A 19235-nucleotide genomic window follows, 5' to 3' on the forward strand; every position below is an offset into this window, starting at 1 on the left:
TAAACCGCCCCCTCTTAAAATCCTTAGTATGACAAAGCAGCAGACAGTGTTACACCATCAAAACCTAAATCGTTAGTTCCCCCACGTGTATGAAGATGTCCATACCATTGTGAATGCTCCCAAGCCAGTCTCATTTCAAATTCAGAATCGCACTCAAAGAAATCTACAGTTTGCAGCCAAGAAATACCTACAGCAAAATCAGATACGATTTGCCAGAAGTGGTTAGAATTCTTAAAAGAAAATGTACTGTTGGAAATTTGGACAAATGGTGCCGCAGCAAATGTTGTTATCGCGTTGGAATTGGAAAAATAATTTTTCTGACGTGCGCGGCTATACAACAATGTGCCATTAGCTTTTCCAAAAAGACTAAATCCACTGCATAGATCCCAGGATAAATTTACTCCTATCTCAGGCCCTACTCCTCGATAATTATTGGTAGTAATGCTATTGCTTTGGCTAATCGTAACGCTAGTGGTAAAAAATGGGCTTTGCGATGGGCTAAAGGAGAAGGCTGGAGCTCGAGCTCTTATTTTCTGGTTAATACGGGCAGCTCTAACACCTGCAAGAAAGCTCCAGTTGAAACCGCTATTTGTGCAATACAAAGGTGATCTGAGGAGCGCATCAACAGAGTCAAAAGTTAATCTCCAGGATCCTGTAGCCAGAAGTCCAGGAGTCTGTTCTCTATGTCCGGATGCTTTACCGGGAATGTGTGTCCAATTTAGAAACAGATTCCATCCATCCGCAGTAAATTCATATCCTAACCCAAAACGGTAGCCAAGCCTCCAATCAAAATGATATCTGCTTGTATGCGTAGTTGTATCTGCTTGCTGAGTTACGTTTAGTCCCTCAGCCCCTAAGACTGTTGCTAGGGTAGAAGAAGTTGTAATATCATAATCCAAGCCTTGTTGACGGGCCGTCCAATATAACAGGTCTGCGCTAAAGGTCGCTTTGCCGAAGAAATCGTCGCATAATGCGCAATCGTTTGCTACATAGTTATTGCAGCAAGGGTAGGTGTCATCAAAGTAATCGCCTTGTAGTTGGGTTGTAAATAGGGATACACATCCTGTTAGAATAAAGCCCAATCCCTTAAGTAGGTATTTCATTGCAATTTCCTTGTTTTTGCATTCATTCTTGAGCAAACTAAATACAACTAATAATTTCGTCAATTAATTTCTTCATTATCTCTCTGAGAAAGAACTTGCGCTTTAATTTAATGGAATAGATAATAACTCATTACTTTTAATAAAAAATTTTACTTTTTCACTTTTAAAACTTAGGTATAATTTAATGGAATTGAAAAGTCTTCTCGAATACTTCAATCATCATTTCACGCTTTTTGCCATTTTTCCTGCCATGATCCTGGTAGGGCTCTACCTTTCATTCAAACTACGTTTTGTTCAAATCTTCAAACTCAAAAAAAGTTTTGCATCACTAATTAAATCCAATAGCTCCGAAGAAGGCACTATCAGTCGATTTGAAGCGATTTCAGCCGTGCTAGCGGGTAATTTCGGAACGGGCAACATTTCCGGTATGGCAGTAGCTATAGCTACAGGCGGCCCCGGCGCCTTGGTTTGGATGTGGATCATGGCATTTTTCGGCACAGTGATTCAATACGCTAGCTGTATTTTGGGAGTTAGCTATAGACATAAGACTTCTGCTTCAGAGTTTGCGGGAGGTCCTATGTACTATCTTAGAGACGGCTTAGGATACAATAAACTTGCAGCCTTGTTCGCTATATTCACTCTTTTTGGTGCTATTACTGTAGGAAATTTTGTCCAGATCAACTCCGTCGTGCTCCCTCTGCAAAAAATGGGATTCGATCCTCTGTTATGCGGATTTGCAATGGCTGCTTTGGTTGGCATTGTCATTTTGGGGGGGATCAAGCGGCTTGCATCCTTTGCTTCCTATATCGTTCCTTTCAAAGCTGTTATCTACTTAGCCGCAGCGCTTATTATCATCTTTTTTAATCTCGATAAATTAGGTCCCGCTTTCAAAACTATGTTTGAACATGCTTTTGGTTTATCTTCTGTTGCAGGCGGCGTCATGGGCGTTAGCGTGCTGAAGGCAATGACAACAGGCTTTGACCGCGGCTTATTTGCGACTGATACAGGTACAGGCATAGTGCCGATTTTGCAGGCGAATGCACGTTCTGAACACCCTGTAATGGACGGAATTGCAACTTTAGCGGCTCCCTTGATGGTAATGATCGTCTGTACGGCAACAGGACTTGTTTTAATCATGACAGGTGCGTGGCTTGAGCCTGGGCTTCAAAGCACTAATATGGTAACACATGCCTTCACTACAGGGTTAGGAACTTCTTTTGGCGGATATATCGTTATTTTCTCCCTCATTCTGTTTGCATATACGACGATTTTAGCTTGGTCCTATTGCGGAGAAAAGGCAGTGGAATTCCTTGTGGGCCAAAAATATGCTTACTGGTTCCGCTACTTTTACATTGCTTTGGTTCCTGTGGGCTGCATCATCTATTTGGACTTAGTATGGATATTAGCCGACATTTCTATCACACTTATGTTATTCATCAATTTAGTGGGCGTGGTTGGGTTGTCCAAACATGTCATTACATCTAGCAAAGAATTTAATAAGGCAGAAAATGCTTAGCGGGATAAAAGAATCTATTTCAAATATTAACTATGGAATGAATATTCGTTCCGTAGTTTTATTAGTTCCATGCGTGTCTTTGTTTATTCGGTATGTAAAAGTAAATGAATTCAAGAGGCAGTGTCATGCTAACCCGGATAAATTTAATGAGTTGAATGATCGCATCACCAAAGATTATCTTTGCCATCTTATCGGTTCGACGATTCAAGGATTGTGTTTATCCATCTTGCTAGTGCAATCTATAGGTACACCATGGATATCTATTCCCTGGCTGTGTTCTATCTATGAGATCAACACTTCGTTAGTTCCTTGGAGCACATTAAGCTATACCCCATCTTCAGGACAAAGTGCTAACTAATAAAGTATTTTAGGATAGCTTCTGGTAGCAATGACGACTAATAATGTAAAGACAGCTATCCCCACACCGAAATCTAGCAAAAGCCCTGTCGCACTGACTTCATTAGTGATCATAAAATTACGCAGTGCATCTACCTGATACGTCAATGGATTCAGGATGGAAAGCGTCTGCAGCCATCCCGGCATGTTCTCAATAGGATATAAGGCATTGCTTGCAAAGAACAGGGGCATGGTCAAAACCTGTCCTATTCCCATAAAGCGTTCCCTCTTCTTCACAATAGTGGCAATAATTAACGAAAACGTAGAGAAGATAGCTCCGCCGAGCATGACAGTAACAATAACACCCATAAAAGCTAAAATTTCTAACCGCAAATGAATACCTAAGATAAAGGATAGAAAATAGATGATGAATATCTGAGATACACCGCGAATTCCGGCAGCTATAGCCCTGCCAATGACTAAAATGCTACGGGGAGCCGGTGACACAAGAATCTTATGTAAAATCCCCATATCCCTTTCCCATATCAATGATATGCCAAAGAAAATAGAGATGAAGAGGATGCTTTGTGCCAAAATCCCGGGAGCAATAAAGTCGAGATAAGATAAGGAACCTGTAGGAATAGCCCGTGTGTTTGCCATTGCCTGACCAAATATCAACAGCCAAATGGAGGGCTGAATCATACGGGTCACTAATTCAAAGGGATCGTGCTTCAGTTTCCTAAGGTCAGTTTCGACAATTGCCCATATCTGCTCCAATCGTTGGAAACACAGATTATAGGTTGGATATAGTACTCCGTGTTTCTTTAACATTGCCAAAATCTCCTGTGTCTTTTAGAGAACTTCCTGTATGCAAGATGAAAACATCGTCTAAGGTAGCTTTAGGACCGATAGCAGCTTTTAATTTTTCAGGCGTATCCATAACTACAATATGTCCAAGGTGCATTAAGGCAACGATATCGCAAAGGAAATCCGCTTCCTCCATATCGTGAGTTGTCATAAATATTGTAGTGCCCATTTGCTCGCTTAAACTATTGATATGTCTCCATAGGGATTTCCTGGCAGCCGGATCTAATCCTACAGAAGGTTCATCCAAAAAAAGCACTGCAGGTTTGTGAAGTAAAGCCTGCGCTATTTCCAAGCGTCTTATCATTCCGCCTGAATAACTACGCACTAATCTATGGCCATTTTCACTTAGCTCTAAGAAGTCTAAAACTTCTTGGATCCTTTGCGACCTTTCGTCCCTAGGAAGACCATAAAGTTTAGCTGAAAGCAGAAGATTCTCATAGCCGGTCAATTCGCCATCCGCTGAAAGCAGCTGCGGCACATATCCAATACTCTGGCGCACTCCTGCAGGATTTTCTGTGATGCTGAAACCGTTAACTAACGCATCTCCCGCTTTGACGGGCAATAATGTCGTTAACATTTTGATCGTCGTACTTTTACCGGCTCCATTGGGGCCGATCAATCCAAAGGCTGTTCCTCTTTTGATTTTAAAGGAGATGTGATCAACAGCTAAGTGCGTTTCGTATCGATGTGTAAGATCCTGGACTTCGACGGAATATTCCGAAGTATTTGCCTCCTTAATTATATCAGACATAATGCCACTTAACCGGGATAAGAATGTACCCCAGTCTTAACATCAATAATGATATTTTTAAATCGTTAAGCTATCCACTCTGTACAATCTCTTGATTTTAAAAACTTCTATCTAGATTTTGAATATAAATATTTTTTAGAGGGGTTATGTTTAGTAAATTTTCCTATCTTTTCATATTTTTTATCATTTTGCTTTCGTACTGTACAGCAGAGGAAAGAGAAGATGCATTTTATGCTGTTTCTTCGCTTCGTTTTTTTATTGATCAATCCACTTCCGAAAATGAAGATCAAGAAATTGCAGATGATAAAATTATTTTTAAGGAAAAGGACATCGAATCACTTTGGAGCCGCGCCCTTACTTGTCCTGAAACTTACACTACTATACAGAAAGCCCGATTAGCTTTTGATTCTGCTCTATTTGAAAGATCCGAAAAACTTCTTTATCAAGCATGGAGAACTCTACATCCCGACATTCCAAAAACATATCAAAAGAATATGCAAAAAAGGATTGCCCCCTTTCTTATTTCTCCCCTGCATTCTGCAAAGCATTCACTCGATATGATTTTCGCATCAGGACGGCCTATTTCAAATGAACACACTTTAGCCGCTTCGGGTTTCACCATCTTGTTCAACCAATCCACAACTCACATTATTGTAGCAAAACATGGCCTAATTCAGGGTTACTTAATGAAGCTTTACTTGGATATCGAAACCCGTATCAAAGATAATTTACCCGGTTGGGAGTGGTTTGCAAGACGTTGTGAAGGTGCTAGAAATGTCAGAGAATTAATCAATCGCAAAAATTTAAAGCATTTTTCTGTTCCTGACAAAAGCATATATCCAGTTCCAAGGCATACCCCCTCACAAAAAGAACAGGCGATCCTTGTCGTCACTGATATGCAGCTCTGCTCCTATGAAGAGACTTGCAATGCGTGGTACCACTTTATTGGTCGCTCTCACTTAGATGAGCTTTACTCTATTTTAAGCCACGGTTACTCTTCTGCCTTCCTCATTTGCAATATACCCTTAACCAAGTCGGGTAAATTTGCCTGTGTGGATACTGAACATCCAAAACGAAAAATTAAATTTTCCACTGCAAAACGTTACATTAACCCTGAAATGGGAAAGTATTGGGACAGATTAGTCACTTCCGGGGGAAAACGTAAATAATAGGTAAATAATGATGAATCCGCAACCCGAAAAAAACTGCCCTTGCCATAGTGGACAGCCTTACAATAGTTGCTGCGAGCCTTTCCATAAGGGGAAATCCCCTGAAAATGCACTTCAACTCATGCGTTCTCGTTATTCTGCATACGCATTAGGTCTTGCTGATTACATTATTCAAACTACCCATCCATCCAACCCAAATTATACTCATAATTTTGGCGAATGGACCGCTAACATCCTTATTTTCTCCAAAGAAACTGATTTTAAAGATCTTAAGATATTAGATTTTGAAGATAATCCTACCATTTCCTATGTGACTTTCCAGGCAATCCTTACAAATAAAGGGCTGGATTCTGGATTCACAGAAAAAAGCAGATTCATAAAAAATAAAGGGCAATGGCTCTACGTAGATGGCAAATTTATAAAATAATTAATTGAATATGTCTTGAAAAAAAAGTTTTCCTTTTGCAATGTGCGGATATGAACTGTTGTTTGCATAGGTGCTGAATAGTGCGGTTGCAAATGACTAAACCTTAACATCTCAATTGAGGAGGACCTATGCGTCTCAACATCCTTTGCTTTTTCCTCGCTGTATTTTGCTTGTGTAGCTACGGCCTAAGCGCTGACGGTTACCACGGCGGCGGTTATGGCGGCGGCTACGGCGGCGGCTGCAACACAGGTTGCAACACAGGTTGCAGCGATCCATGCGCAACAACAGACACAGCTACTGCACCTCAGCCAGCTGGTGATTTGCCAACAGTTTGCTATAAGCCTTATCGTTATTACACTCCTAAGTATTCATATACTTGCGAATGCGACGATGTAACTGTACCATGCAAGAAAAAATGCTGCCGTATGGTTCCTAAGTATTATGATCAAACATATTGCAAATATGAACCAAAATATTACTCACAAACATACTGCAAATACGAGCCAGAGTACTATTATGAAGATGACTGCAGACATGTAAAACAATACCACTACGACAAACACTGCTCTTACGAGCCTCACACATATTATCAAAAAGAGTGTGCTAACACATGCGGTGGCGGCCAAGTTTACAACGGCTACGCTCCATCTAACAATGGTTGCGCACCTGCTTACAATAACGGATGTGCTCCAGCTTACAATAATGGATGCGCTCCAGCTTGTAACTAATTCGCCTTCTTATTCGCAGCCGCTCAAGCGGCTGCGAATTTAGTATAAATTTCCTGCACATTTCTATTGATTTCATACTCCCCCCTTGACAATATGACAATTTAAATCACTGCCGTCGGAGGCGTAAAATGACTCCTCACTCTATTCAAGAAGAACTAGCTGCTTCAAAATTATCTTCCGAGGAATTACAACGCATAGATGCCTATTGGCGCGCATCCAACTTCCTCGCCGTCGGCCAAATCTATCTAATGGATAATCCCTTACTTAAAGAGCCCTTAACACTCGATCATATCAAGCCCCGTTTATTGGGCCATTGGGGTACAACTCCCGGATTAAATTTTATTTACGTCCATATGAATAGGATCATCAAAAAATTCGATTTGGATGCCATCTTTTTGGCGGGACCTGGTCATGGCGGACCTGCTGTCGTCGCAAACGTATACCTTGAAGGCACTTATACTGAATATTATCACGAAATTACTAAAGATACTGAAGGAATGAAGAAGCTGTTTAAACAGTTTTCATTCCCTGGAGGCATTCCCAGCCACGTAGCACCAGAAACACCAGGTTCCATTCATGAAGGTGGAGAGCTAGGCTACGTCATCGCACACGCTTACGGTGCTGCCTTTGATAATCCAGACCTAGTTGTCTGCTGTGTCATAGGTGATGGTGAAGCAGAATCGGGCCCACTAGCAGGAAGCTGGCACTCCAACAAATTCCTTAATCCCGTGACGGATGGTGCAGTACTTCCTATCCTGCATTTGAATGGATATAAGATTGCTAACCCCACTATCCTAGCGCGTATTCCAAAAGAAGAATTAGAAAGCCTCCTCATCGGCTATGGACATAAACCCTATTTCGTCGAAGGATCCGACCCTGCAGAAATGCATCAAAAAATGGCGCAAACGATGGATATTGCCATTCATGAAATTCGTGAAATACAGAAAAATGCCCGCGAAAATGGGTCCACTGAACGCCCTATCTGGCCAATGATCGTATTGAATAGTCCTAAAGGATGGACAGGGCCTAAAGAAGTGGACGGTAAAAAAGTGGAAGGCTACTGGCGCTCACATCAAGTCCCCCTATCAGAACTGGCTAAAAAACCCGATCACCTCAAGATGCTGGAAGAATGGCTTAAAAGCTACCGTCCGGAAGAGCTCTTCGATGAAAACGGTACTCTGATTCCTGAGCTGGCCGAATTGGCACCTACGGGGCACCGAAGAATGGGTGACAACCCGCATACAAATGGAGGTAAACTGTTGGAGGCCTTAAGGCTGCCGCAATTCCAAAAGTATGCTTTTGAAGTCTTATCCCCGGGTAAAGAATCCGTAGAGGCAACCCGAGTTTTAGGCCAATATCTGCGCGATATCATGAAGATGAATGAAGACAGGAAAAATTTCCGTGTCATGGGTCCGGACGAAACTTCTTCCAATCGCCTCGATGCTTTATTTGAAACGACAAATAGGACATTTGAAGCTGAAATCCTACCCATTGACGACCATTTGGCCAGAGATGGAAGAGTCATGGAAGTCCTCAGCGAACATATGTGCCAAGGTTGGCTAGAGGGATACCTTCTTACAGGAAGGCACGGCTTTTTCTCTTGCTATGAAGCTTTCATCCATATTGTCGATTCCATGTTCAATCAACATGCAAAATGGCTTAAAACCTGTCATGAAATCACCTGGAGGCGTCCTATCGCCTCCTTAAATTATCTTCTCACCTCGCATGTATGGCGTCAAGACCATAACGGTTTTTCTCATCAAGACCCCGGCTTTATTGATCACGTCGTCAATAAAAAAGCTGAAATTGTTCGCGTCTACCTACCACCCGATGCAAATACACTACTCAGCGTTTGCCACCACTGCCTAGGTAGCCGCAACTACGTCAATGTGATTGTAGCAGGTAAACAGCCTGCACTGCAGTATTTGAATATGGATGATGCAATCAAACATTGCTCAAAAGGCATTGGCATCTGGCGTTGGGCAAGCAATGATTACGGCGAAGAACCTGATGTCGTGATGGCGTGCGCAGGCGATACTCCTACCTTGGAAGCATTAGCTGCTGTCGACATCCTAAAACAACATGTTCCTGACATCAAAATACGCTTTATCAACGTAGTAGACCTCATGACTTTACAGCCCTCCACAGAGCATCCTCATGGATTGCCTGATAAAGAGTTCGATGAGCTATTCACGACAAAACAGCCCGTAATTTTCGCTTTTCACGGTTACCCCTGGCTGATCCATAGACTAACCTATAAACGCACAGACCATGATAACTTCCATGTACGTGGTTATATGGAAGAAGGGACGACGACAACACCTTTTGATATGGTCGTTCTAAACAAAATCGACCGATTTAGCCTAGCCATGGATGCTTTAGAGAGAATACCACGTTTTGAAAAATTACGTGCCTATATGCGCGATTTCGTCATGGGCAAGCATATCGACCATAAAAATTATATTCATACTCATGGCGATGATATGCCGGAGATAAAAAACTGGAAATGGCCATACTAAATATTCTTGTTATCAATGCGGGAAGCTCCTCGCTTAAGGTTTCCTGTTTCAACGGCAATCTCAAAAGGATGCATGAAGCTCAACTAAGCGGAATGCAGTCGGCTGAGCCGCAACTCTCTTTTGATGACGAGAAAAGCGTCTTAGCTAAGCCTTTTTCTGTGAAAAAAGGCTTGGAATTGATTTTTGATCTGATCCGTGATTTCAAACCCGATGCCATTGCTCACCGCGTTGTGCACGGAGGATCTAAATATCACTCCTGTCAGAAAATTACTGAAGAAGTATTAGGTGATCTGCGCGCCCTTTCCAAGCTGGCTCCGTTGCATAATCCTGCATGCGTTGAAGGTGTCGAGGAAGCGCAGAAACAGTTCATAGGCTTACCGCAATTCGCAGTTTTTGATACCGCCTTCCACCACACCCTACCTCCAGCAGCTTATACATATGGCATTCCCCACGCCTTAACACAAAAACACAACATCAAGCGGTATGGATTTCATGGAATCGCCCATAGCTACTTATGGAAAACCTACTCGCGTTTAACACAGGATGACGAAGGCTCGATCATCACCCTTCACTTAGGAAATGGCTGCTCTTCTACGGCGATAAAAAAGGGATTTTCCATAGATACGAGCATGGGTTTTACTCCCTTAGAAGGACTTCTTATGTCCTCACGTTCAGGCGACATAGACCCCAGCATTATTCAATTTCTTACTCAAGAAGAGAACTTGTCTGTAGATGAAGTGACCACCCTGTTGAATAATAAATCAGGCCTTCTAGGAATATCAGAAATTTCTACGGATATGAAAACACTTCTATCAGCTAATACTCCTCAAGCTAAACTAGCCATTGAGGTTTTCTGTTACCGCTGTCTCAAATATATCGGAGCATATCAAAATATTTTGCAAGGCTGTAACGCAATCCTCTTTAGTGGTGGAATAGGTGAAAATGCTTCCGCCATCAGAAAACAAATTGTGGCCGGCCTGGCTTGGCAAGGTGTTTTCCTAGATGATCAAGCCAATGAAAAAGCAAAGGGCCTTTCACCGGGAGTTTCAGAGCTGATAAGCTCTGCCCAGTCCAAAATTGCGCTCTACGCTGTAGGCGTAGATGAAAATCAGGCGATCGCTGAAGAAACACGGGAAAGCTTGCTATCCTAGCCCTATTTCTCGCAAGCGATCGTCCCATGTATGCTCTTCTAAAACAACTTTCCGTGCTGCCGCCGTCATTTTTGACAGCTTTTCCGAGTCTTCTAAAAGTAATCTGATAACTTTTTCATTATTACTCATGTCATGATGATCGTATAAAAGAAGATGCTCCTTATCAATAAAATGCTCTCTAAAATAAGGATTATTATTTGTGAAAGCTACTGCACCGCATGCAATTGCATTTAGCACTCTTTCATTGCACCCATTGACACTGCGAATAGAATTACATAATACTATCTTTGCCTTCTTAAAAACCTCTAGCCCCTCTTTATAGTTGACTGCCTCATGCACAATTGCTTTTGGACAGTTCTCCTTGCAAAAACCTTCCCAACGCATATCCCATACATGAACAGGCAATCCGGATAAACTCATGAGCAGCCTATTGCGGGCTTCCCCTTTTTGTACATAACTCATTGCATAAAACAGCTGCACAAAGTCCACCTCTTCCAGTAAATGAGCCTTCCCTTCTATAACTTTTACAAAAGCATCGTAAAGGGATAAACTGTTATCGATAAATGTGGATTCTATCGCCCGTTCTGTTAATTGATACAGTTCATCAGAAAGCCGCTCTTCCATCTGTCTTTTAGCTTCCGGCACATCAAAATAACTTGCCATAAAGACTAAATCATACTCTTTAGAACCCTCAGTTTTAGCAAGCAGCTCCGGCTCTATCCCCTGAGTAAAAAACATCCCTTTTGAATATCCTAATCCTTTTAACTGGCTAAAACTGCTTTTGTCGTCGCAGTATAGTTTAATCAAAGGGCTACCTAATAATCCTAAATAATACAGAGGAGGATCCACCAAGCAAGCGTAATGTGGAATCCCCCACTTATCACACAAGAATGTTCCGTCTTCCATTGAGGGAGCTCCATTAAATGCTAATGTAGCATCAGGCAAACTCTCTTCTGTTGGGAAGAGATCAGCCTCCGCCTCTAAAATACGAACACTATGGCCTAATCTTACCAGCGCCTCCCCGACCTTTCGGGTAAAGTGATGCAAGACTTCATATTGACTCCGCTGTGGTAAAATGCAGTCTATTTTCACTTAAAACCTAAAATTTATTATTTTTTCATTGCCGTGGATACTAGGGAAATTTTATTATGTATGCGACCAGCAAAAGAGGCAACCCTGCATGGCCAAAATAAAAAATATGCCGATCATCGCGGCAAACTGGAAAATGTATAAAACTTTGGCGGAAACGGAAAAGTTTATAGAGGACTTTATCCCCAAGGTAACTGATAGCCAAGCACATATTTATATTGCAGTCCCTTATACCTCTATCCACACTGCTGCCCTAAAAGCTACCGGCTCAAAGATCATCATTGGCGCTCAAAATATGAATGACGCTTCCGAAGGCGCCTTTACCGGAGAAGTCTCTGCTGTAATGCTTACCGATGCCGGCGCACGATTTGTCCTTCTAGGTCACTCAGAGAGACGTCGTTATTTTAATGAGTCTAATCAAGTCATTAACTTGAAAGTTAAACAAGCCCTGAACAATGGACTCCAGCCTCTTTTATGTATAGGTGAGACTCAAGAAGAAAGGGAAGCGTCTGAAACAGAAGACGTACTAGCGACTCAGCTTTCCGAATGCCTTGAAGGTCTGGATGAAAAGTCACTCCAAACATTGATCATTGCTTATGAACCCGTTTGGGCAATTGGCACAGGACAAACAGCTACCCCGGAAATCGCGCAAGAAACACACTTATTTTGCCGGGAATACTTAACACAACACTGGGGCCAAGAATTAGCAAGCCATATCCCCCTTCTTTACGGTGGATCTGTCAAACCAGAAACAGCCCCATTGCTACTATCACAGAAAGACATCAATGGTTTGCTCGTCGGAGGTGCCTCCTTACAAGCAGAATCATTTGCAGAAATAATTAACTCCGTCAACTCACAACCGGTTGATGCATAGTATTAAGGAATTTTTATGGGAACTTTTTTTTATTTCACAGCTATCTTTATGTTTTTGCTCCTCTGCGTCATTCTTTGCGCAGTGATTTTAGTGCAAGATAGCAAGAATTCAGGCCTGGGATCTTCTTTTGGTGGTGACTCTAACGACTCTCTGTTTGGAACTTCCACAGCAGATGTCTTAAAGAAATTTACTGCTTACCTAGCCTTCGGTTTTATGATCGCTTGCATGGCTCTAAACTTCTGGACAGAAGGTATGGACCGTACACACACATCTTCTACTCCTTCTGTTGTTATTGAAGAAGCCAGCGACAACTGAGATTAGATGCCCTCGACAAGTCGAGGGCTATGAAAGCGGCGACAAGTCGCCGCACTTCTATGCTAGGACAAGGTTAGTATTTCCACCAATCTTAGTTTGCGAGTGATGCGCTATCTACAGCTACACCTACAGAATGCAAGCCTTGGTCAACATAGACGATTACGCCCGTAATTGCTGCAGCTAAGGGCGAGCAAAGGAATGCCGCAGTATTTCCCACATCTTCAGTATTGACAGAACTTGAAAGTGGAGCATTCGCATGGGAATAATCAATCATTTTGTCGATGAAACCAATAGCTTTAGCTGCCCTTGTTCCGGCTACTCCAGCAGAAATTGTATTCACACGGATACCGTATTCACGTCCCGCTTCCCAAGCCAAAGTTTTAGTATCACTTTCTAGGGCAGCTTTAGCAGAACTCATTCCTCCGCCATATCCAGGTATGGTTTTCTCTGCTGCAAAATAAGAAAGCGATAACGCAGCTCCACCTCTATTCATCATAGGGGCAAAATGGGCCAATAGACTAACAAAGGAATAGCTAGATGAACTTAAAGCTGCAAGATATCCTTGTCTGGTAGTTTTAAGAAGCGGTTTTTGAACTTCCGGTGCATTAGCTAAGGAGTGGATGAGAATATCAATATGCCCATATTCTTTACGGATAGCTTCAGCCACGTCAGCAATTGCATAAGCTTGCAGCTCTTTATAACGTTTGTTTTCGCGTATTTCATTAGGTACGTCTTCCATTTTATCGAAGACAGCGTCCATTGGATAAATTTTTTCAAAAGTCAACTTGGAACCGTCTTCTAGAAGCCTTGATTCCTCGAATTTTCCCAGATCAAAAGCTTGAGTAAATATTTTATACATAGGCGCCCAGGTACCTACAAGAATGGTAGCCCCAGCGTTAGCAAGAGCTTTAGCAATTGCCCAACCAAATCCCTTATCGTCGCCAATGCCGGCAACGAAAGCGACCTTACCTTTTAAATTAATATTCAACATGTGCTGTCTCCTTTAGCGGAAGCATAATAATACCAAAGATTATAACTATAATTGGCAATCCTAGCTAGAGGATAAACAGTTAATAAAATGGAAGATTTTCTTTGATGGCTCAGAAGAGCAAAAAAGCTATTGATCAGATCCTAAAAACACTCAACGCAGCTCATTTTTTCTGAATTTTGCTATTAATTACCTCGTAAATAGCTTTTGCTTCCTTGATGTCACTATCCATTGCTGGATTATTGAGCGATTCAAGATATTTAATTTGTTGATTTAAGGACTGTGCTACAACTGTTTTCTTCTCAATGTCTTTAGAGGATAGGGGTTTATTTGAAGTGTTCTTTGTTTCCTGTGCAATCAAATTACGAATGTTCATGACATAGACACTTCCTACAGTATTACGCGCTTCATTTTTCAAATTGCTTACATCAGTATATTGAGAGAATTTAGTATTTCTCATTTCTTCACGTATTTTTGTGAATTCTTTAAGATTTTTTGAAGTTATGCCTTCTTTTGCAATTTTCTTTGATATCGCAGTTAATTCACTATTGAGTTTCGTAAATTTTTCAACATTCGGTAGGTCGTCCTTTTGACCTTTTATCTGATTTTGTTTACTCATAGCAAGACTAACAAAAGTATTTAATGCACTTATAGTAGCCTTAAGAGTATGTTCATTACTTGTATCTTCATTAAGCTGTTTTGTAAATAGACCTAATCTACTTCCTCTTTGAAGAGGATTGAGTAGCGCGGTTTTCACTCCATAAGTGTCTTGAGGTGTCAGCTGTAATTTATTCGCCTCCTCTGGAACGGCTCCAAGGAATTTTTCCAATCCTCCATTATAATTAATAGATCCATGTTCCAAAGCAGCAAAATATTCTTCGTTATGCTCATTTAAGTTCGATAATATTTTTTCTGGAGAAGTTTCCGTCCCAGCCAATGCTTTATCACTTACCTTTGCTACATTTTCTGAAATTTCTAGAGAATCTTTGAAGTCTTTTATTGTAATTGGTTTGAAACCTTTAATATTACGATTATTATTATTGAATGCTTGCAGTTTTTGATTTAATGAACTTTTAGGATTTTCGAGCTCTTTGATAGAATTCTTTAATAGTGTTGATAAATTCTTCATATTTTTATTTAAGGTTTTTTCAGTCTCAAGCACTTCTTTAATTGTATTTTCCAGCTTGGTCTGTTTCGGATCAACAGCAGCAGTTTCTACTAATGCTGTGGTCGAAGGCGTCCTTTCCATAGGAAGGCTTCTCTGTGAAGTAGAATGGTCGGCATTCACTGCCTGTTTTTGAATATGAGCTCCAGAATTTGTTAACGAATTACCTCTAGGTGTTTTAGATTGCGTGAACTTATCGGACTCGGAGCCGACGGTAAGCTGTTCCATTGTCCCGGAAAGCTTTTCATTTTTTCCTGTTTGATCAGCAAAGGTATGGCCGTTTGCCGTTACAGTATTAGGGGTTTGTGTCTGAGGAGGGAGGGATAACGGTTCGGCTGAATGTGACTGTACACTTAAATTATCACCCATATCTAACCATGAATTAATTGTTTAGTGTATAATTATAATTTTATTATACATCTAAACTAATTAATTCGTAGTTATTTTAACTACACAATTAAAAATAATATTTAATTATGTTTTATCTTAGAAGCAGATGATTGCATATCCCGTGCTGCCATGTTTAATTGTTCAATTGCATTATGAAACTGTCTAATAGAAGCGGAGGTCTGCTGAGCTACATCGCTTAACTGATTAATCGCTTCGTTAATTTGCTCCGCTCCTAGGGTTTGGTTTCTCATTCCTTGGTTTACATTTTCAAAACTAGTTGTAAGCCCTTGAACTTGTTCGATAATTTGCGAAAGGACTTCCCCTATGCGGGTCACCTGGCTTACCCCTGATCGAATTTCCTCTGTAAACTTATCTACCCCCATAACAGCAGATGAAACTGCCGATCCCATCTCATTGACCATTTTTTCAATGTCGACAGTTGCATTTGCCGTCTGATCCGCCAAACGTCTGATTTCACGGGCAATAACAGCGAAGCTACGCCCCATCTCTCCCGCTTTCTCCGCTTCGATAGATGCATTTAAGGAAAGAAGGTTTGTCTGGTCTGCTACTTTAGCAATTGTAGTTACAACGGAGGTAATTGAACCTGCTTTTTCATTCAATACGCCAAGGCGTGAAGCAATATTTGCGGAGGCTTCCACCATCTGACGCATAATGGACTCCATCTGAGTCAATCCGTCTTTTCCAGAGGTCGCTAGTGTGGATGTTTGCTCTGCTGCTTGGCTAATACTATTAATTGTTTTTGCAAACTCTTTTGCTGTTGCAGAAATTTCCCCTGCAGTCACAGCAATTTCTTTTGTTGTCGCCTCTTGTTCAACAACAGTAATTTCCTGCTGTTTAGCCGCCGCCGCTATCTCTGTTGTCGAAGTTGTGAGCTGTATCCCAGTGCGGTGAAGCTGCTCAATGATGTGCTCAAAATTATCCCCTAAATGATTCAAAACTCCTGCAATGCGTCCTGTTTCATCATTAAAATAGATTTTTGCCCTGCTGCTTAGATCTCCTTTTGCAAATTTCTCTACCGCATCGATCGTATTTCTAAAAGGTACATAAAGCTCTATGAATATGACCAGAAAAAGGAATAAAGCTAATAATGAACAGATTGCTACAAAAGGAATAGCAAATGTTCTTTTACGATATAAATTGTCTAATTGTTGAGTTAACAGTCCATTGTTGATTTCGAAGAGGGATTCCCATAATGAAGACTGCGCCATCGATAGCTTTTCTAATTTCACTAAATAGTCTTGCGCATTCCAAGAAGGTGTGTTTTTCTTTCTTGTATAGTTAATGAGGTCTTCCGAGGTTTCACCATAGCTCGCTAAATTTTCCTGCAGTGATGTAAGATCTATAACTTCATTATTAGGAGTTTTTTGGAATTGATTTATTCCTTTCTGCACAGCAGAGATATTGTTCTGTACGGCAGTTTCAAGCTTGGATATTTGAACTACATTTCCGGCTTTTCCTTCGGCAGCATTCTGCAAAGCATTATCAATTTGGAGATTAGCCAAAGGTATCCCTAAAACGGAAGTATCTATAAAATAACTGGCAAAATCACCCTCTTCCAGCAAAACAGACGAATTATTGTTCAGCAGAAGTATCCAATTATTGAGCTTTTGAAGAATGCCCTGGTAAAGTCTATTTGAGGGAGGGTTTTTCTCGTCGAAAGGATTTTTAATTATTTCCTGCCAATCGTCAGTGATATCTTTTAAGAGAGTACTCTCATGTAATTTGTCATTGGTGAGAACACTTCTTTTGTTTTTTTGCTGTAGTGTTTGTAGATTTCCCACTACTGTTGTTTGTAATTGCAGCAATTCGTTTTTCAAAGAATCTTCACCATTTTCATACCGCTTTAAAAGTATATGGTGTCTAATTAGGCTGTCTTCTAAACTTCTTAGATTAGATTCCAGTGAATTTTCTTTTTTTTGATTTTCAATTAATGATATAAGCTTTTGTTGCATATCTATCATAAAATAAATACTAGCGGCAACAGCGAGTAAAAGTAGAAGAAATACCAAGGATAATTTTATCCTATAACTTAGGTTATGAAACCATCGAATGACAGGTAAATTTAAAAGATGTTCCATGGATCCCTCTAGTTCGCTTAGGGACATCTTGTGTGGAAAGATTTTTTTTTTCAAGGTTATAACGTGAATAAAAAACGGTTTTTTTATCCTCTCCTCCTAATTTGCTCTTTTATATTATTTTATTTAGGTTCGCGCGTTTATTACGCCTATACGGATGGGTTCACAGTATCGAACATAAAAAGTTCGACTATCTTTGAAAAGCCTTGGGAAACTCGTCATCCTACCCCACAAGAGGTGTCTTTAATGAATGAACTGGCTAAACAGAAGTTCACGTATTTGGGCAAAGGCTGTCAATCGTATGTTTTTCTAAGTCAAGACGGGTTGTATGTATTAAAGTTCATTAAACATCAAAGGTTTGCGACTAAACCATGGCTCAATGCAGTCAGTTTCCTCCCTTATTTTTCTAGCTATCAGAATGAAAGACTATTATCTAAAAAACAAAAGCTAATACAACTGCTGACGGGTTGGCAGGTTGCTTTTAACTATCTTCCTGAAGAGACAGGAGTGAAGTGGCTCCATCTTAATGAAAAAACAGGCCCCTCCTACCCCATAACCATAGTAGATAAAATAGGCCTTTCCTCTCGGATTGATCTTATGGATTATCAGTACCTTATTCAAAACAAAGTGGAAATGCTCGATACTTACCTGCTAAGACTCTTTGAACGAAATGAAATTGAAGAGGCTAATTCGATGATGGATAAACTTCTTCAAATGATCCTTGACATCTATAAGAAGGGGTTTGCAGATACTGACCACGCTCTGATGCAAAACACCGGTGTTGCAAACAATATGCCCCTGCCTGTAGACATCGGTCAGATAGCTAAAGATGAAGAAGCAAAAAAAACTGAAGTCTACAATCATGCTCTCTTTAATAAAACCTATCGCCTAAGGCAGTGGTTGGAAGAGCATTCCCCTGAAACGAAAAATTATTTAGAATACAGGCTTAATGAGTTAATAGGTCCTGAATTATTAACTATGCAACCGCATAAAGATGTTTAAGACGGGAAGAGGATTAGCTGTTGCCATTTGAGTTTATCCAGCAAAAATTCCGACTAAATTCGGTGTCGTATAAATGTTTGACGTGATCGCGTCAGCGAGCATGTCAACGTCGGCGCCGCGGGCCCGTGGGGGACCGCGGCGATGTGAGATTGGTACGAAACAATCGTGCTAGTGACAGCCTAATGTGGGGCGGAGCTTCTCTGCGATCTTTGCGTTATTTGGTTCATAATACATTCTGGACGTCACCTATTTTGCTGTCGAACCTGCAAGAATACCACTTTCCAACAAATGGCTTCGCAACATCCAACCTGTCTTATCGTGAACACGCAATCTCTCAGTATACACATCAGCCGTCGCAGGATCGTCATGATCGTCGGCTAAGGCAATACCTTCTCTGAGTTGTCTTGATAGTTCTTGGTGATCTTGAAATAACTCTAAAAGCATCAGGTCGCCATCTTCTATCTCACCACTTTCTTTAAGTGTAGCCAACTCTAAAAACACGCGCATAGATCCGGGTGCAGGTACATTAAAAACTCTAATTCTTTCAGCTAAAAGATCTGCAGCTTCTGCCAAGTCTTCATACTGTTCTTCGAAAAGTTTATGCAGGCTTCTAAAACGTGAATCGACAACATTCCAGTGGAAATTTTGAGTTTTCACATATAATACGTAAGTATTGGCGAAGATTTGCTTTAAATTCTCTACAACTGATTGATTAGAATTGTGTTGTTTACCCATAATCTTCCTCATTG

At 40.9% G+C, this 19235-nt stretch carries 18 protein-coding genes; 10 read left to right on the forward strand and 8 right to left on the reverse strand.

The genetic code is table 11. The annotated features are described in order from the left end of the window. Window positions 1–23: 23 nt before the first annotated feature. The gene (locus WC222_10530) at window positions 24–1103 is read right to left on the reverse strand and encodes an Lpg1974 family pore-forming outer membrane protein (protein ID MFA6916821.1); all 1080 of its coding nucleotides are present in this window, start codon (window positions 1101–1103) and stop codon (window positions 24–26) included. Window positions 1104–1287: 184 nt separating this feature from the next. On the opposite strand from WC222_10530, the gene WC222_10535 reads away from it, so the two are divergent. Further along, window positions 1288–2619, forward strand: coding sequence for an amino acid carrier protein (locus tag WC222_10535; GenBank protein ID MFA6916822.1), 1332 nt, complete (start codon window positions 1288–1290; stop codon window positions 2617–2619). A 73-nt stretch (window positions 2620–2692) separates the two neighbouring features. Then, window positions 2693–2977, forward strand: coding sequence for a hypothetical protein (locus WC222_10540; GenBank protein ID MFA6916823.1), 285 nt, complete (start codon window positions 2693–2695; stop codon window positions 2975–2977). Here the strand turns inward: WC222_10540 and WC222_10545 are convergent. After that, window positions 2974–3786 carry an ABC transporter permease gene (locus WC222_10545; GenBank protein MFA6916824.1) on the reverse strand — a complete coding sequence of 271 codons (813 nt, stop codon included), beginning with the start codon at window positions 3784–3786 and terminating at the stop codon, window positions 2974–2976. The two genes, WC222_10540 and WC222_10545, sit on opposite strands and share 4 nt — an antisense overlap. Beyond that, entirely contained in the window at window positions 3749–4573 is an 825-nt protein-coding gene (locus WC222_10550) for an ATP-binding cassette domain-containing protein (protein ID MFA6916825.1), read from the reverse strand. Before WC222_10550 ends, WC222_10545 begins: the two co-directional genes overlap by 38 nt. A gap of 146 nt (window positions 4574–4719) precedes the next feature. Between WC222_10550 and WC222_10555 the strand changes: the two genes are divergently transcribed. From WC222_10555 to WC222_10575, 5 genes are all read left to right on the forward strand, one after another. After that, a complete protein-coding gene (locus WC222_10555; GenBank protein ID MFA6916826.1) occupies window positions 4720–5742 on the forward strand; it encodes a hypothetical protein in 1023 nt (340 codons plus the stop codon). Between the two features lie 10 nt (window positions 5743–5752). After that, window positions 5753–6169, forward strand: a complete 417-nt coding sequence (locus WC222_10560) for a YchJ family metal-binding protein (protein MFA6916827.1) — start codon at window positions 5753–5755, stop codon at window positions 6167–6169. Window positions 6170–6297: 128 nt separating this feature from the next. Next, the gene (locus WC222_10565) at window positions 6298–6897 is read left to right on the forward strand and encodes a hypothetical protein (protein MFA6916828.1); all 600 of its coding nucleotides are present in this window, start codon (window positions 6298–6300) and stop codon (window positions 6895–6897) included. A gap of 128 nt (window positions 6898–7025) precedes the next feature. After that, window positions 7026–9416, forward strand: a complete 2391-nt coding sequence (locus tag WC222_10570) for a phosphoketolase family protein (protein ID MFA6916829.1) — start codon at window positions 7026–7028, stop codon at window positions 9414–9416. Continuing rightward, window positions 9404–10567: an acetate/propionate family kinase gene (locus WC222_10575; protein ID MFA6916830.1), complete on the forward strand. Its 1164-nt coding sequence runs from the start codon at window positions 9404–9406 to the stop codon at window positions 10565–10567. The genes WC222_10570 and WC222_10575 overlap by 13 nt, the downstream gene beginning before the upstream one ends. On the opposite strand, the gene WC222_10580 is transcribed toward WC222_10575, so the two are convergent. Continuing rightward, entirely contained in the window at window positions 10559–11659 is a 1101-nt protein-coding gene (locus tag WC222_10580) for a glycosyltransferase (GenBank protein MFA6916831.1), read from the reverse strand. The genes WC222_10575 and WC222_10580 overlap by 9 nt on opposite strands. Window positions 11660–11747: 88 nt before the next feature. Between WC222_10580 and tpiA the strand changes: the two genes are divergently transcribed. Together tpiA and secG are read left to right on the forward strand one after the other, a co-directional pair. Next, window positions 11748–12530 carry a triose-phosphate isomerase gene (gene tpiA, locus WC222_10585; protein MFA6916832.1) on the forward strand — a complete coding sequence of 261 codons (783 nt, stop codon included), beginning with the start codon at window positions 11748–11750 and terminating at the stop codon, window positions 12528–12530. Window positions 12531–12545: 15 nt separating this feature from the next. Further along, window positions 12546–12845, forward strand: coding sequence for a preprotein translocase subunit SecG (gene secG / locus WC222_10590; GenBank protein ID MFA6916833.1), 300 nt, complete (start codon window positions 12546–12548; stop codon window positions 12843–12845). Between the two features lie 91 nt (window positions 12846–12936). On the opposite strand, the gene WC222_10595 is transcribed toward secG, so the two are convergent. The 3 genes from WC222_10595 to WC222_10605 all read right to left on the reverse strand — a co-directional run bounded on the left by WC222_10595 (window position 12937) and on the right by WC222_10605 (window position 17487). Continuing rightward, window positions 12937–13836: an enoyl-[acyl-carrier-protein] reductase gene (locus WC222_10595; protein MFA6916834.1), complete on the reverse strand. Its 900-nt coding sequence runs from the start codon at window positions 13834–13836 to the stop codon at window positions 12937–12939. A gap of 160 nt (window positions 13837–13996) precedes the next feature. Beyond that, window positions 13997–15367 carry a hypothetical protein gene (locus WC222_10600; GenBank protein ID MFA6916835.1) on the reverse strand — a complete coding sequence of 457 codons (1371 nt, stop codon included), beginning with the start codon at window positions 15365–15367 and terminating at the stop codon, window positions 13997–13999. A 101-nt stretch (window positions 15368–15468) separates the two neighbouring features. Further along, the gene (locus WC222_10605; protein ID MFA6916836.1) at window positions 15469–17487 is read right to left on the reverse strand and encodes a methyl-accepting chemotaxis protein; all 2019 of its coding nucleotides are present in this window, start codon (window positions 17485–17487) and stop codon (window positions 15469–15471) included. 243 nt (window positions 17488–17730) lie between these two features. On the opposite strand from WC222_10605, the gene WC222_10610 reads away from it, so the two are divergent. Next, window positions 17731–18486 (forward strand): hypothetical protein, encoded by a 756-nt coding sequence (locus tag WC222_10610; GenBank protein MFA6916837.1) that lies wholly within the window; start codon window positions 17731–17733, stop codon window positions 18484–18486. A 246-nt stretch (window positions 18487–18732) separates the two neighbouring features. Here the strand turns inward: WC222_10610 and WC222_10615 are convergent, their stop codons facing one another. Continuing rightward, complete coding sequence (locus WC222_10615) at window positions 18733–19221, reverse strand: DNA starvation/stationary phase protection protein (GenBank protein ID MFA6916838.1); 489 nt, start codon at window positions 19219–19221, stop codon at window positions 18733–18735. Window positions 19222–19235: the final 14 nt, after the last annotated feature.

Source organism: Parachlamydiales bacterium, from assembly GCA_041671045.1.
Taxonomy (GTDB): Bacteria; Chlamydiota; Chlamydiia; order Chlamydiales; family JABDDJ01; genus JABDDJ01.